We start from the raw sequence: 15,081 nt of genomic DNA on the forward strand, positions 1-15,081 counted from the left end.
CATATCACTTCGCTCGCTGCATGATTATGTTTAGGTCACTCAGTCGAGAATGGCTTAATAAAGGTGATGAGATGAAAATAACGTTCATTGGAGCGGGGAGCACTGTTTTTGCTAAAAATGTGCTAGGTGATGTGTTAGCAACAGAGACTATTTCTGATACTGAAATTGCATTGTACGATATTGATGCTCAGCGGCTTGATGAATCATACAAAATGCTGACGAATATTAATTCAAATATTAATGCGGGTCGTGCGCGCATTGAAAAGTATGCAGGTGTGGAACAGCGTCGTGCAGCCTTAAATAAGGCAGATTTTGTTATCAATGCTATTCAGGTTGGCGGATACAAACCAAGCACGGTGACTGATTTTGATATTCCAAAAAAGTTTGGCTTGCGCCAAACCATTGCTGACACGCTCGGCATCGGTGGGTTGTTCCGCGCGCTGCGTACCTTGCCTGTTATGTTTGATGTGGCGAGGGATATGGAGGAGGTGTGTCCTGATGCCTGGTTACTGAATTACACCAATCCGATGGCGTCGTTAACCGGCGCTATGTTGCAACACACCGGCGTGAAAACGGTAGGTCTTTGCCACAGCGTGCAGGTGTGCGCGGAAACATTACTGAAAAGCGTTGATATGCCAACTGATAACGTGGTGTTCAATATCGCGGGCATCAATCATATGGCGTGGCTGCTGGGTATTCGCCGTAACGGCGAAGATTTGTATCCTGAAATTCGCCGCCGTTCACGCGCGATGAACAGCAAACACGATGACATGGTGCGTCATGAAATCATGCACCAATTCGGTTACTACGTGACGGAATCCTCTGAGCACAACGCGGAATACATGCCGTATTGGATTAAGCGCAATTATCCCGAACTGATTGATCGCTTCAACATTCCGCTGGATGAGTATCCACGTCGCTGTGTTGAGCAGATTGATCATTGGCATATGCAGCGTGAGCAACTTACCAATAACGAAAACCTCACGCACACGCGTAGCCATGAATACGCTTCATACATTATTGAAAGCATAATGCTTGATAAGCCTTACAAAATTGGCGGCAACGTGTTGAACAACGGGCTTATCACCAACTTGCCACGCGAAGCCTGCGTGGAAGTGCCTTGTCTGGTGGATGCGCAGGGTATTACGCCTTGCTACGTCGGCGATTTGCCGCCGCAGTGTGCTGCGCTTAATCGCACCAATATCAACACTCAGTTGCTCACCATTGAAGCGGCTGTGACGCGGAAGAAAGAGCATATCTATCACGCTGCGCTGCTCGACCCTCACACCTCCGCTGAACTGTCGATTGACGATACTGTGCGACTTTGTGACGAACTTATCGCTGCGCACGGTGATTGGTTGCCGTCATACCGCTGATTTTTGGTGAGTTTCAGGTAAATTACTCGCGCTGGCTGACAACTGCTTCATGGCTGTCGGTTGCAGCCACGCGCCGCAGGAGAGTGAACAATGAGTGTGTCTCTGAAAACGAAAATCAGCTATGGCATCGGTGCATTCGGCAAGGATTTTGCCATTGGCATCATTTATATGTACCTGATGTATTACTACACCGACGTAGCCGGTATTTCGATGGGAATGGTAGCAACTCTGTTCCTTGTCGCACGCTTTCTTGATGCGCTAGCCGATCCGATTATGGGCTGGATTGTGGAGCGCACCCGCTCGCGGTGGGGCAAATTTAAACCGTGGATTTTAGTCGGTACCATAGTGAATTCGGTAATGCTGATAGCGGTATTTAATGCGCACCATTTTCACGGAACTGAGCAGATCATCTGGATTTGGCTGACCTATCTGTTATGGGGCTTCACTTACACCATTATGGATGTGCCGTTCTGGTCGCTGGTGCCGTGCATCACACTGGATAAACGCGAAAGGGAAGCGTTGATTCCGTGGCCGCGCTTCTTCGCCAGCTGCGCTGGCTACTTAACCGGCGTGATTGGCTTACCGGCAATCCGCTGGCTCGGCAATGGTAATCAAGGCGATGGCTTTCTCTATTTTACCTACATCATCGTGCTGTTCTTCGTGATCTGCACTTTGGTCACGCTGCTAAACGTGCATGAGCGCGTGGCAACGTCGAGTGCGGCGATCCGCGATGAGAAATATAGTCTTGGCGCCGTGTTAAGCATGATTACGCGTAACCGTCCGCTGTTTGTGCTGCTGATTATGGCGCTGGCTTGGAATCTGGCGTACTGCATCATCACCGCGTTTGCCGTCTATTACTTTAAATATGTGTTTGGCCGAGAAGATCTTTTCCCATGGTATATGGCGTTCGCTGGCGTGGCGAATCTGGTCACGATTGTGCTGTTTCCGCGTTTGGTGCGTATCTTCTCGCGCCGCGTGCTGTGGCTCTGTGCTTCGGTGTTGCCGGTATTGAGCTGTCTGATGCTGGTGGCGATTACGCTGTGGTCGCCGCAAAGTGCGGTGATGATTTCCCTTTCTGGCGTGTTGGTCAATATTGGTAATGCGCTGTTCTGGGTCATGCTTGTCATCATGGTGGCTGATACGGTTGACTACGGTGATTACGCACTGGGCGTGCGTATTGAAAGTATCGCGTATTCGGTACAAACCATGGTGGTAAAAGCGGGGGCGGCGTTTGCCGGATTATTCATCGGCGCGATGTTGAGTTTGGTCGGTTATGTTCCCAATGCGGCTCAGACGGCTAATACACTATTCGGCATGCAAATGATTATGGTTGGTGCACCGCTGCTGTTCTTTGCCATCACCGTTTTTGTATATCTGCGATATTACGCGTTAGACGGAAAACTACTTGATGAAGTACAGCATTGGTTGCAGCGCAAGTATGGCGTAGAAGCTGCAGCAGTGGTGCAGCCAACAGCAGACGCTGGGCAAGTAGTGCAGGAAGTGCGTAGTTCAATATGATGTACCGTTAAGCACTAACATGAAGTTTTCATTTAGTTTTAAAGAAAACTCATCGTTATTTTCAGGATGTAAATCGTTAGGCTAGGGACCTGCTCCGTGTGCCTGAGCGAGAAGCAGGCATTCCTGCTGGTCATGTAAAAACCGGTGCTGATGCACCGGTTACCCTTCATTACGTGCACTCTTTTTTCCTGGAAGCTCTCACACCTTTTTCTCACTGCTTCCTACGGTGGTTAATTCTCCAATGTTTATGCCGCTGTATATCCGCATTCAACGACAGAATGTCGTGAACATTAACGTCATGATGATCCCCTTCGTCCCCCGGTGTACCAGATTGTGCAGCCCGATTGCGCAAACCGGCAAGCCGGCTAACTTTTCCGTACCGCCAGAAGCGGCGTTTCGGGCCTTAAGGCTGGGGTCTGATGGCAAAGATAGGGTAATTATGCTTACAGAATCGTATCTGCAATGGTCCACTGTGAGAGAGGAACGGATATTGCCAGAAGCATTTTATGAGAATTAACAGGGAGTAGGTCGATCTTAGCGTGTTATGTTAAGCAACATAAAAGTAAAAACCTAAACAGGATCTCATTCCAGTGAGTGTAAACAGTTGCCAGACCTGCGGCCAACCGCTGAGCAAAACACCAGAAACTATGAATTTTGACTGTGGCGGCGATTGTTTATATTGCATGGCTTGCCATGGTGATCCAGACGCAATTGAGGCTGTTGAGAGACTTACTGGCGAAAAAAAATGTCTGGGAAGTTTATATCGTTCAAGTAAGGTTAAAGGGCACTCATGAGCGATCTGCGGACGTTTGTGACTGTTATTACAGTTGAAAGTGCTTTGACTATGGGTGGTTAACTAGGGCAATCTTAAGTGAAGATAATTATAATCTACCTGAACTGATAATCAGCTTAGCATGCATGACATGAAATCATTGTCGGTATTTTTATAGAAATACGGAATTAATATCAAGAATAACTGGCTTAATAATCATTCCTAACTCACTTTATATTTACTCCATACTCAACTGAGGAAATCTAATGTCAGCTGATCTTCTACAAATAAGGTGTTAGTAACAAGAAGTGAAAGTTTCCGGTTGTTATTACTGCAACGTTGTACTAAACAACATTGTGGTGTGTTAATTACTTGGGAGCACATCCCATTTTGTACAAGGAAAGTTCATGTCTCAGATTTACTTATATATCTTAATTTCTATCTTAACTATAGCTAGTCCGGGACCGGGTGTATTGCTCACGTTAATGAATACACTTAACTACAGTTTACGTAGTGCCTTAGCTGGAATTATTGGAGTGGCAGTGGGTATGGGAGTGATTTCAATCATTGCAGCTAGTAGCTTGGGGGTTATTATAACAACTTCTCAGTTTGCGCTGATTGTGGTTAAAATTGTAGGTGCTGCTTATCTCGCCTATCTAGGCGTTAAGCTGTTTCGTTCGACTCCAAAAAAAATGAGGGAATCTGGAAGTGAGGGTTCTTTAATCCTTCCTTCAAAATCTTCAAGGTTCCGCCAGGGTTTTTTTGTGTCTTTGCTTAATCCAAAGCCTATCGTATTTTTTATGGCGCTGTTCCCTCAGTTTATAAACGCTGAAAAGCCCTTTATCAGCCAGTTCTGTATTTTTTCTATGATTTTTTGCGTGTTGGTGGTTATTATCCACTTCATATATGGTGCTTCGGCTAGTTCAGTTAAGAAAAAATTGGCTACTGGCAAAGCCTTTTCGTATCTGAACAAGACTGGTGGTAGTGTATTTATGGTTTTTGCTATTGGCCTAATAGGCTCTGTTATTACACAGTATTTGCATTGAGTTGTAATGTTTAATAAAGGTGTACAGAGTATTTGTGGCCGCCTTTACTTTCTGAAGACATATGTTGGTCAATCAGAGAAGATATCATTTCGATCTCGATACGCGAAGGTATCATCAAAATTCAGCTTAACTGGACTGTCCTGAAGGTGGTATTGACAGTTGCTCAAGACGAAGCAGCGTTCCAGACGATTGAGGTTTTGAGACGTTTCTGCCAGCGCTGCGCAATGATTTTCAAAGCTAATGTGTAAGTATCCGGCATAACTTAGGCATTCAGTATTAAATACTCGTTAGTACCTCAACTTCCGCTTCTGGCACTAAGCTGCCCACAAATAAGTGAAGTAGAGGCAGCTACGGGCGAACAAAAAGCGTGTATTAAGAGATTTAACGCCAATGGTTCATACGGACAACCAATGCTTCCCGTCGGCTTTCATTCGCTTTTCAAGTTCACTTCCGCGTGTTGCGAAGACACGTCCAAGAGGAAAGCCGCTTTGTTCCAACAAATAGGCCAGTGAGGCGTATTCACGTGGATACTTCGCAACGATTGACCGATCTATTTCCATAGGGCCTAACGGGAAAGTGAAGGTTCCCATATCGTAAACAGACTGACGATGGAAAAATTTCCAGACACCCTCTCTTTTTTCAGCCAAATCATAAAACCGATTGTGGCACTCACATCCAATATTGAGACTGACGTTCTCGCCGAGAATCATCGCGTTGGTTTCGAGGATCGCTTTATCACCGCGAGCATTAAACGTAATCACTGGAGAAGCAATAAGATGCTTGGTTCGCAAATCCGATGCGCCCATTCGCATTGACCCGTCGACGAAATCGCTGCCCAGCCCTTCGAACCAGGTAATTTCAATGGTGCCATCTGGGTGAAAGAGCTCGCGAAGCTGATCCCATTCTCCCAGATCGCGATGTATCCATCCGTTCACAAGGTCATTGAGTTGCTGGCGATCCGACTGCTCGTTTTGCATAGAGAGCTCTCCACTAAAATGATTGCATTAAGTTTGGTAGCGTTTGAACGTCATCACAAACAGACTGATTTTGATCAGTTGTGGATTTTTATCGCGCAGCAGCCTGTGCATTTGAAAAATGTATCAACGCTCACAGGATAGGTTACGTCTGCTTGTAGCTATGAGTTCAACTGACTACTGACGTTAGATAGGTGTAAAACGCAACCCTCAACAACCAGCACGGAACTTATCAAGATAGTCATAGAGAGGGTTGAGTACCCGTCTACCGTAACTGGCTATCCTTACTGCCACGGCGGTTATACCCGCTGTGGCTGGCATCCTGTTTATCTAATGCAGTTTGACACTTCACGCAGTAACGTACCCCAGGCAACGCGCTGCGACGCGCTTCGGGAATCGGCTCCCCGCACTCGTCGCAATACTCTGCACTTTCGCCGTGGTTGAGGTGACTCCTGGCGCGCGCGATCGCGTCATCCACGGTCGCATCAATCTGCTTTTGCACTGCACCATCTTCAGACCAGCCGCCTGCCATAACCCCTCCTGATATTCATCGACTGGTCAAAGTATAGTTCAGTAGCTATCAGGCACGATCATGCTCTCTGGCACCGGATGACGGGCATAATTTTCATGATGAATGCGGGAAGGTAACGAAATCTGCTCGCCTTCTGCTGCTTCATAAGGAACCTGTTGCAGCAAGTGAGAGATACAGTTCAGACGCGCTTTCTTCTTATCAACGCCTTGTACCACCCACCATGGCGCCTCGGCAATGTTGGTGCGATCCAGCATCCTCTCTTTGGCGGCAGTGTAATCTTCCCAGCGTCGTCGGCTTTCCAAATCCATCGGACTCAGCTTCCACTGCTTTAGCGGGTCATGGATGCGGCTGAGGAAGCGCATTTCCTGCTCTTCATCGGTGATGGAGATCCAGTATTTGACGATCTGAATGCCGCTGCGCACCAGCATGCGTTCAAACTCTGGCGTGCTGTGGAAGAACTCTTCGTACTCCGTATCGCTGCAAAATCCCATCACCTTTTCGACGCCTGCGCGGTTGTACCAGCTACGGTCGAACAACACGATTTCTCCCGCTGACGGCAGATGTGAGACGTAACGCTGAAAGTACCATTGCGTGCGCTCACGTTCATTAGGTGCGGGAAGTGCTGCCACGCGGCAATAGCGCGGATTCAGCCGCTGCATGATGCGTTTAATCACGCCGCCTTTGCCTGCCGCATCGCGGCCTTCAAATATCACCACCAGACGATGACCGGTACGGATCACCCAGTTTTGCAGCTTAACCAGCTCGCCCTGCAGATGCAGTAACTCCATAAAATAGCGGCGACGCCACGCCGTTTCTTGCGGATCGTTATTGGCCGCCAGACCCAAATCCGCTAACTCCATCTCCAGCGACTCGTCATAGCTGTCATAGAATTCCTGTAAAAAGCGCGCATCAAACATATTGTTATTGTTCATTTCGTGTGCAGACATCGTCTTATCCCTGTCGAAGCAAGCGTTACAGTGAAGTCATTATCCAGTAGAGGGCGGCGGAGAGCAGTGCGGCGGCAGGCAAGGTGAGCACCCATGCCAGCACCATATTGCGTAACGTGCCGAACTGTAAGCCGCTGCGATTGGCGGCCATGGTGCCGGCAATCCCGGAAGAGAGCACGTGCGTGGTTGAGACCGGCAGACCGAATGCATCCGCTGCGCCAATGGTGCCCATCGCCACCATCTGAGCACTGATGCCTTGCGCATAGTTGAGCTGGCTTTTGCCAATCTTCTCACCCAGAGTAGTCACAATACGACGCCAGCCCACCATGGTGCCCAATCCCAGCGCCAGCGCCACTGCGACTTTCACCCACGTCGGGATAAATTGCGTTGCACCATTAAGCGCGGTTTTCAGCGCCTGCAGATTTTGCAGCGTGGCTGAGGGTAAGATCAGCGAGTGATCGGCTTGCAGACGTTTGATGGTTTCTGCTGCCAGATACATCTGATTACGCATCGCAGGTTTTTGCTCGGCGGGGATAGCCTGCAACGCGCCATATTGCTTCAGCGTGGTGCCAATGTTGCCGCTGACCTGCGCCAGCGCGGCGATCACTTTCGCATCGCGTTGGCCGGTGCGCAGATAAGTCGTTAACACATCATCAGGATGAGCAGGAGTCGGTGCGGCGCTGAACTGCAGCAGTTGTGTCTGGCTTGTTTCAGCCAGTGTAATCAGCTGTGGGATATCAGACTGCGGCACGGAACGGTTCAGAGAATAGGTCACGGGCAGGGCAGCCACCAGAATCAGCATCATCAGCCCCATGCCTTTCTGGCCATCATTGGAGCCATGTGCAAAAGAGACGCCGGTACAGGACAGCACCATCAAACCGCGGATCCACATCGGCGGCGCACCTTTATGTTTGCTGGTGGCATACAACTCAGGTTTTTTCACCACGCGCTTCATCAATACCAGCAACAGTGCAGCACACACGAAGCCGACAATGGGTGACAGGATCAGCGCATTGCCGATGTTTAATGCCTGTCCCCAGTTCACGCCGCTCATGGCGCTGCGCCCGTGCATCACGGCATTGGCGATATCGACGCCAATAATGGAACCGATCAAGGTATGTGACGAGGAAGCGGGCAGGCCCAGCCACCAGGTGGCGAGGTTCCAGATGATCGCCGAGAACAGCAGAGCGTAGATCATCACAAAGCTTTCGCTGCTGCCGGACTGCATAATGAGTTCAATCGGCAGCAGGGAGATGATGCCGAAAGCCACCGCGCCCGAGGAGCACAAGACGCCAAGGAAATTGAAAATTCCGGACCACACCACCGCCACGGTCGGGGAAAGCGAACGGGTATAGATGACGGTGGCAACGGCGTTGGCCGTGTCGTGGAAACCATTGACGAACTCGAAACCCAATGCTGCTAATAAGGCAAAACCGAGCAGCATCAACGGCAGCGCACTGCTGAATGTGACCCCGGTTTGCTGAATATCGCCGACTAATTGCGTTCCTGCAAAGAGAATGCCGGCGAGTAAAACCACGCCAAACAGGAATAGCGGTTTTTTGCTGTTTTTTACAGGGAGTTGAATCGCCGAAGACAACGGTGTAGCGGCAACATGTAAAGTTTGAGGCGTAACGTAATCGCTCATTAGAGAAAATTTCCTATAGATCGCTAAAGCGGCACAAGCACAACGATTTGTGTGGCTAACATATAGAAAATTTATGAAAGATTTATGACAGTGCTGTCAAAATTTAGTCATATAAATGCAATCTTCAAGGGCTATTTAGTAATCTGTTTTTAAATATTATCAATATAAACAATCGGTTGTATTGATTTTTGTTTGGTGATGGAAATCGGGGTGAGTTTTATTTCTGCCATAAATTTGTCATATTGGATATTGAACTGATTACCATGGATTACATTTACAGCAGGGGATCATTATCGTGCTAATTTGATTTTGGGGGATGAAAACTCATTTATATCTTTAGTGTTCGCCTATCAAACATGACGACTAGGGGTGACGTCTTTTCAACTCATCAAACAACCATTCTTTGCTGATGGGTCCAGAACTTAACTTCTGGATCATGGCGTTATCCGCATAGTTCAGCAGCCATTCTCCCAGTTCCGCCATGCCAGCCTCATAGGAACCGTGCACCTCAACAAACTTCTCCGACAGAATCAGTAACTCCATGCGCAGCGCATTGCTGCGGGTCATAAACTCCAGATAGCCTTCGCGATCGGTTTCATAATCGGGGATCTTCGACTGCACAATGACCTCTTCTTCCTGAATAGTGGTGAGCCAGTGTAAACCGCTATTTCCTCGATGTGCAGAATAATCATGCTTCACAAGTGAATATTTAATTGTGGCGGTTCGCTTATTCTATTTTTTCTTAAGCCCCTAAGATTGTGCGATTATTCATACCGAACTGACTAATCCAGATTCTCCGCCGTCACAATACGTAGTTCCACGCGGCCGTCCTGATACAGCTCGGGTTCAAATCCCTGTTCCAGATGCCTTATCAGCAGGTCAGTGGCCAGCACGGCATGCTGGCGCGCATTTTGATCCAGCGTGTAGGAGAGCGCACCAGTTTGCAGAAGATCTTTCGTCACATCGTACAATTCGTGCGTGATATAGCAGCAGCGGCCCAGCAATTGGTGTTGCTGCAATACGGCACTGATATCGCTGTTATTGTCGCCAGAGTTATAGAGCCCGACGACATTATCGGATTGTTGTAACGCTTGATTCAGCAGCGTGCGGATTTTGTGTCGTTCATCTTCTCCCGCCAATACTTCACGCAAGCGTAGCCAGGGTGCACGCTGGGTAATTGCAGCACGGAAACCTGAAATGCGTTGGATATGTGCGCTGAAATCAAAACGTCCGCTGACCATAATGACATCACCTTTGTGGGGCATGGTTTGGCTCATTAATAAGCCTGCAGTACGTCCTGCCTGATATTGATTTATTCCAACATGACAGAATCGATGCGAATTGGGTAAATCTGAAACCAGTGTAACCACCGGCACACCTTTATCTTTGCACCAGGATAAGGCTTCATGAATAACGGGATAGTCATGCCCATAAACAATAATACCGTCGCGCAACTCACCGCTTTTTTTTATCTTTTCCGCCAGTTTTTCCGGTGGATTTTCACTCACCAGCGTACGAAACAATTTAATTTTACGATAACCAAGGCGATCGGCAATATTGGCAAATTCATCGGCTAACTGCTGAAAAAACCAGGTACCATTACTGCTCAGGAAAACTTCAATCTGCCATGGATGCTGAGTGTCATCTGGCAGTAAACGCTGCAACCCAGCCTGACGTGCGGCGCGCAGCACTTTGCGTACGGTTTCCGGACGAACTCCTCCGCGCTCATTCAGCACCCGATCAACCGTTGCGATACCAACCCCGGCCAGTTCAGCCACTTTAATCAGGGTGAGTTTTTTCATTATGCTTCTAAGCCCCAGTAAAATTCATGTCTACTATTTCAACAACGCAGAGTGCGCCTCAGGTCACAGCCTGGCGTCTATTTTCGCCGTATTATGCGCAACGTTTCGTGACTGGCAAGATGTTAAATGTTGCGAGACGAAACCACACTCTACATCGTCCAGTCCGGCTTATTAAAAACTTCAATGATGGGAAACCATCAACAAAAACCTTTCAAAGCGAAGGGGGAGTCATTACTCTTTGCTGCGTTGTTAATATTTAATTAATTACGTGATTTTAATGTAAAAACTTACCTCAATATTTATCTAATAAAAGCCCAGCGGGCAGCGTCATTATTTATCCAAGAAACCTTATTTATATGGCTCAATGCCAGGCACAAATACGTCTGTTATTTGACCTGGTTTGCAATGTGAAAGCAGGGAAAACATGAAACGCAGAGAATTTCTCACTTCCATCACCGCATTGGGAGTGGCTTCCACGATCCCGACATTGGCGCAGGCCGATGAGGTGAAAGGTGGCCAGCCCTGGGAACCCGGCAAGATCCAAACGCCGCCCGCACCGCCCAGAAAAGGGGGGCTGCAATATCTCACTCAGCATGAATTCGACACGGTAGGTGCCATCGCTGAACGATTTATCCCCGCCGATGAAACCAGTCTCAGTGGCAAAGAGGCAGGGTGCGCGATCTTTATCGACCGTCAGCTCGCGGGTGATTACGGTAACGCAGTGGCGATCTATCGCCTTGGCAAATTCGTGAAGGGCACGCCAGAGCAAGGACCGCAATCCTCGCTCACTCCGGCGCAACGTTATCGCTTAGGGATTGCCGCACTGGATAAGGCGACCCAGCAACGGTTCGGCAAAAAATTCCTGGCGCTGAGCGGTGATCAGCAGGATCAGGTTCTGACGGCGATGGAAAATAACCGTCTCGATCTGGGAGAAGAGGTCGAAACCAAAGTGTTCTTTGAGCTGCTGCTGCAGAACGTGCGTGAAGGCTTCCTGGCTGACCCGATATACGGGGGCAACAAAGACATGACCAGTTGGAAAATGATTGGCTTCCCTGGCGCTCGCTATGACTTCCGCGATTTGCTGCCGAAAAAGGGACAGAAGCTCAACATCATTCCCACCAGCCTGATTGATAACACCCTTTAATTTGTTTGCTGAGCAATAAACTATGAATAACGTCCGTCCAAAAGCTGATGTCGCCATCGTCGGCCTGGGCTGGTGCGGCTCTTTGATCGCCGAAGAGCTGACCCGCGCTGGCCTGAATGTCGTTGCCATTGAACGTGGCCCGTGGTTTGAAACCGCGACAGATTTTCCGCCATCGGTCGATACCGATGAACTGCGCTGGGATACGCGCCGCAGTATGCTGCTGCCGCCCGCCGTCGAAACCACCACTTTTCGCAATAACGTCACACAAACCGCGCTACCGAGCCGGGAATGGAACCTGAACGAGCTGGGTTATAACGTGGGGGGATCGGGCACGCACTGGGCGGGGATGGCCTGGCGATTCACACCTTTTGATTTTGAACCTTACAGCCAGACAGTGAATCGTTACGGCAAGCAGCAAATCGCCAAAGGCGTGATCCTGCAGGACTGGGGTGTGACCTATGATGAGCTGGAACCTTTCTACGATCGCTTTGAAAAGATCGCGGGTGTTTCGGGCAAAGCTGGCAAGTTAAACGGTGAAACTGTTGAAGGCGGCAATCCGTTTGAAGGTAACCGCAGTAGTGAGTATCCGTTACCGGCGCTCGAAAGCATGCGCCTTACCGATATCTTCGCTGAAGGCGTGAAGAAAATTGGACTCAACCCCTTTATGGTGCCTGCAGGTCAGGCTTCACGCGCTTATGTTAACCCGCTGGGTGTGCGCATGGGGCCCTGTACCTATTGTGGCTACTGCCTTTATTACGGCTGCGGCAACTTCTCCAAATCCAGTCCAAACGCCTGTGTGATTCCGGCGCTGATGCAACGTGAGAACTTCACGGTGCTGACGGATTCAGCGGTAGTTCGCGTCAACAAGGCAGAAGACGGCAAAACTGCCACCGGTGTGACCTATCTCGATAAGAATAAGAAGGAGTGGGTGCAACCGGCTGACATCGTGATCCTCTCTGCTTTCCAGATGCAAAACGTCCGTCTGTTGCTGCTGTCGAAAATCGGGGTGCCTTATAACCCGGTGACCAAAACCGGTGTGGTAGGGCGAGCCTACAGCTTCCAGACCGTGTCGGGCGCGGCGCTCCACTTCAAAGATGAGAATCTGAACCAATACATTGGCGCAGGCGCGCTTTCTTCCCAGGTCGATGACTGGAACGGCGATAACTTTGACCATAAGGGCCTCGGCTTTATCGGCGGAGCAGGCATTCTGGTGGTGGCGCGTGGTGCGCGTCCCATCGGGAATGCCGATGCGCTGCCACCTGGCTCGCCGCGCTGGGGTAAAGAGTGGAAGAAGGCCTATACCCACGCTTTCCAAAACACTACCTTCATTTTCGGCCAGGGCACCAGCTTCTCGCACGAAGATTACTACCTTGACCTCGATCCTGAGTACAAGGATGACAACGGCAACCCGCTGCTGCGTGTCACCTTCGACTACAACGATAACGATCGCCGTTCAGCGAAATTCATTGAAGAGAAGAGTGTTGAGATTGGTAAGGCGATGGGCGCTGAAATCGTCATCGGCACCAACTCTGCTTCGGGGGCTTACTCTCCATATAACTTTGCCAGCGATCACACCATTGGCGGTGCGGTCATGGGCAGCGATCCGAAAACGTCGGTGCTCAACCGTTATCAGCAGTGTTGGGATGCGCACAACGTGTTTGTGCTGGGGGCGTCTTCCTTCCCTAACAATGCGGGTTACAACCCAACGGGCACCATTGGCGCTCTGAGTTTGTGGACGGCGAAAGCCATTATCGAGCAGTACCTGAAAAATCCAGGTCCGTTGGTGAAGGTGTGAGATGAAAAAGAGCAAACTCATTGCGGGCGTGGCGGTGATCGCTGCGGCCGTGGCAGCGGGCCTGCTGTGGATGAACGGCGATACCTCAGCGGATGATGTCGCCAGCAACAACGTTCTCACCAGCCAACCGCCAACGGCGGCTGACAACGACGCCATTGAACGTGGACGTTATGTGGCGATAGCCAGTGACTGTACCGCCTGTCACACCAAGCCGGAGAGTAAACTGCCATTAGCTGGAGGTTACTCCATCAGTACGCCATTTGGCGGCATTTATGCCAGCAACATTACGCCGGATAGCGAAACCGGTATTGGCAACTGGACCGAGCGGGATTTCTTTCGTGCGGTGCGTCACGGCAAGGGCAAAGAGGGCGAGCATCTCTATCCTGCCATGCCTTACAACGCTTACGTCAAGTTGACCGATCAGGATATGCATGATCTGTGGATGTATCTGCGTTCGGTAAAACCGATTCATTATCAGGTGCCCGAAACCAATCTGGGCTTTCCTTATAATATCCGGCTGGCGATGATGGGATGGAATCTGCTGTTTTTCAGAAACGAAGGTTTCCAGATAGACAATAGTAAAAGTGCTGAATGGAACCGAGGCGCTTATCTGGTGGAAGGGCCGGAACACTGTGCCGCCTGCCACACAGCTAAGAACCTGATTGGCGGTGACAGCAGTGATTATCTGCAGGGCGGTAATCTGGGCGAGTGGCATGCACCTGATATCACCCCTAATCCGCATGTCGGCATTGGACGTTGGTCTGAGCAGCAGGTGATGGATTACCTCAAGCTCGGCAGCAACCCTGTGGCTGTCGCGTCTGGCCCGATGGCGGAAGCCGTAACTAACTCCACGCAGCATCTAACCGACGCTGACTTGCGTGCGATTGCGGTGTATCTCAAGCAGGTTCCAGCTTCCACCACGACCCTGCCGCAACCGTTGTCGATAGACAATGCGCAAATGAAAATGGGTGAAAATGTGTATTCCGCCAACTGCACTGCCTGCCATAACAGCGACGGCAAAGGGATTCCTAACCTCGCGGCGAGCCTGGCAAATAATCCTGGCCTGTTAGCGGATGATGCCTCTTCCATCATCACTACAGTGCTGCAAGGGGGACGCGGCGCGGTCACGGCAGGCAACCCAACCAGCGGTGCGATGCCTTCGTTTGCCTGGAAGCTTTCGGACGAACAGGTGGCAGCGGTGGCGACCTACCTGCGCAACAGCTGGGGAAATACGGCAAAACCGGTGACATCGGAGGAGGTGGCAGACAAGAGAGCCTTGATGAGCCTGCCTGCGCAGATGGCAGCGCATTAATCGGGTTTACATAACAGGCCGTTCGGAAGGGCGGCCTAAATCCTTGCCCCAAAATTCCCACTAAATTCTTCATAAAAATGAACCTTTACTGAAGATCTCTTCCTTTAGAGCCAAATTGGGTCTGATAAGAAGACTTGTAAGGCTATTTACTCATCTGCAGTTTCAATAATCCATAATGCTTCTACCGACAGGTCGCTGTCACTAAGCATAGGATTAGT

At 49.8% G+C, this 15,081-nt stretch carries 12 protein-coding genes; 6 read left to right on the plus strand and 6 right to left on the minus strand.

Annotated elements, in window-relative coordinates:
* Nucleotides 1–71: 71 nt before the first annotated feature.
* The 3 genes from LBW88_RS14105 to LBW88_RS14115 all read left to right on the plus strand — a co-directional run bounded on the left by LBW88_RS14105 (nt 72) and on the right by LBW88_RS14115 (nt 4,712).
* A complete protein-coding gene (locus LBW88_RS14105) occupies nt 72–1,376 on the plus strand; it encodes an alpha-glucosidase/alpha-galactosidase (protein WP_224932897.1) in 1,305 nt (434 codons plus the stop codon).
* A gap of 90 nt (nt 1,377–1,466) precedes the next feature.
* Nucleotides 1,467–2,894, plus strand: coding sequence for a melibiose:sodium transporter MelB (gene melB / locus LBW88_RS14110; protein ID WP_224932898.1), 1,428 nt, complete (start codon nt 1,467–1,469; stop codon nt 2,892–2,894).
* A gap of 1,179 nt (nt 2,895–4,073) precedes the next feature.
* Nucleotides 4,074–4,712: a LysE family translocator gene (locus LBW88_RS14115; RefSeq protein WP_224932899.1), complete on the plus strand. Its 639-nt coding sequence runs from the start codon at nt 4,074–4,076 to the stop codon at nt 4,710–4,712.
* A gap of 395 nt (nt 4,713–5,107) precedes the next feature.
* On the opposite strand, the gene LBW88_RS14120 is transcribed toward LBW88_RS14115, so the two are convergent.
* From LBW88_RS14120 to LBW88_RS14145, 6 genes are all read right to left on the minus strand, one after another.
* Nucleotides 5,108–5,689 carry a nuclear transport factor 2 family protein gene (locus LBW88_RS14120; RefSeq protein ID WP_224932900.1) on the minus strand — a complete coding sequence of 194 codons (582 nt, stop codon included), beginning with the start codon at nt 5,687–5,689 and terminating at the stop codon, nt 5,108–5,110.
* A 262-nt stretch (nt 5,690–5,951) separates the two neighbouring features.
* The gene (locus LBW88_RS14125; protein ID WP_224932901.1) at nt 5,952–6,218 is read right to left on the minus strand and encodes a DksA/TraR family C4-type zinc finger protein; all 267 of its coding nucleotides are present in this window, start codon (nt 6,216–6,218) and stop codon (nt 5,952–5,954) included.
* Nucleotides 6,219–6,256: 38 nt separating this feature from the next.
* A complete protein-coding gene (gene ppk2, locus LBW88_RS14130) occupies nt 6,257–7,165 on the minus strand; it encodes a polyphosphate kinase 2 (RefSeq protein ID WP_224932902.1) in 909 nt (302 codons plus the stop codon).
* Between the two features lie 25 nt (nt 7,166–7,190).
* The gene (locus tag LBW88_RS14135; protein ID WP_224932903.1) at nt 7,191–8,810 is read right to left on the minus strand and encodes an inorganic phosphate transporter; all 1,620 of its coding nucleotides are present in this window, start codon (nt 8,808–8,810) and stop codon (nt 7,191–7,193) included.
* 363 nt (nt 8,811–9,173) lie between these two features.
* A complete protein-coding gene (locus LBW88_RS14140; protein WP_224932904.1) occupies nt 9,174–9,431 on the minus strand; it encodes a hypothetical protein in 258 nt (85 codons plus the stop codon).
* 161 nt (nt 9,432–9,592) lie between these two features.
* On the minus strand, nt 9,593–10,612 hold the full coding sequence (locus tag LBW88_RS14145) for a LacI family DNA-binding transcriptional regulator (protein WP_224932905.1): 1,020 nt from the start codon (nt 10,610–10,612) through the stop codon (nt 9,593–9,595).
* Nucleotides 10,613–11,036: 424 nt separating this feature from the next.
* Here LBW88_RS14145 and LBW88_RS14150 point away from each other — a divergent pair, with 424 nt between their 5' ends.
* Genes LBW88_RS14150 through LBW88_RS14160 form a run of 3 tightly spaced genes read left to right on the plus strand, consistent with a single transcriptional unit; the run spans nt 11,037 to nt 14,863 of the window.
* On the plus strand, nt 11,037–11,756 hold the full coding sequence (locus LBW88_RS14150; protein ID WP_224932906.1) for a gluconate 2-dehydrogenase subunit 3 family protein: 720 nt from the start codon (nt 11,037–11,039) through the stop codon (nt 11,754–11,756).
* 22 nt (nt 11,757–11,778) lie between these two features.
* On the plus strand, nt 11,779–13,551 hold the full coding sequence (locus LBW88_RS14155) for a GMC family oxidoreductase (RefSeq protein ID WP_224932907.1): 1,773 nt from the start codon (nt 11,779–11,781) through the stop codon (nt 13,549–13,551).
* A 1-nt stretch (nt 13,552) separates the two neighbouring features.
* The gene (locus LBW88_RS14160) at nt 13,553–14,863 is read left to right on the plus strand and encodes a c-type cytochrome (RefSeq protein ID WP_224932908.1); all 1,311 of its coding nucleotides are present in this window, start codon (nt 13,553–13,555) and stop codon (nt 14,861–14,863) included.
* Nucleotides 14,864–15,081: the final 218 nt, after the last annotated feature.

Origin of the sequence: Pantoea sp. alder81 (assembly GCF_020179835.1) — a bacterium.
Taxonomy (GTDB): Bacteria; Pseudomonadota; Gammaproteobacteria; order Enterobacterales; family Enterobacteriaceae; genus Pantoea.

Bases quoted from the DNA above. Each gene is read 5' to 3' on its own strand.
- LBW88_RS14160 (WP_224932908.1), top strand. From the start codon at position 13,553: ATGAAAAAGAGCAAACTCATTGCGGGCGTGGCGGTGATCGCTGCGGCC.
- ppk2 (WP_224932902.1), bottom strand. From the start codon at position 7,165: ATGTCTGCACACGAAATGAACAATAACAATATGTTTGATGCGCGCTTT.
- LBW88_RS14135 (WP_224932903.1), bottom strand. From the start codon at position 8,810: ATGAGCGATTACGTTACGCCTCAAACTTTACATGTTGCCGCTACACCG.
- LBW88_RS14145 (WP_224932905.1), bottom strand. From the start codon at position 10,612: ATGAAAAAACTCACCCTGATTAAAGTGGCTGAACTGGCCGGGGTTGGT.
- LBW88_RS14120 (WP_224932900.1), bottom strand. From the start codon at position 5,689: ATGCAAAACGAGCAGTCGGATCGCCAGCAACTCAATGACCTTGTGAAC.
- LBW88_RS14155 (WP_224932907.1), top strand. From the start codon at position 11,779: ATGAATAACGTCCGTCCAAAAGCTGATGTCGCCATCGTCGGCCTGGGC.
- LBW88_RS14150 (WP_224932906.1), top strand. From the start codon at position 11,037: ATGAAACGCAGAGAATTTCTCACTTCCATCACCGCATTGGGAGTGGCT.
- LBW88_RS14105 (WP_224932897.1), top strand. From the start codon at position 72: ATGAAAATAACGTTCATTGGAGCGGGGAGCACTGTTTTTGCTAAAAAT.
- LBW88_RS14125 (WP_224932901.1), bottom strand. From the start codon at position 6,218: ATGGCAGGCGGCTGGTCTGAAGATGGTGCAGTGCAAAAGCAGATTGAT.
- melB (WP_224932898.1), top strand. From the start codon at position 1,467: ATGAGTGTGTCTCTGAAAACGAAAATCAGCTATGGCATCGGTGCATTC.
- LBW88_RS14115 (WP_224932899.1), top strand. From the start codon at position 4,074: ATGTCTCAGATTTACTTATATATCTTAATTTCTATCTTAACTATAGCT.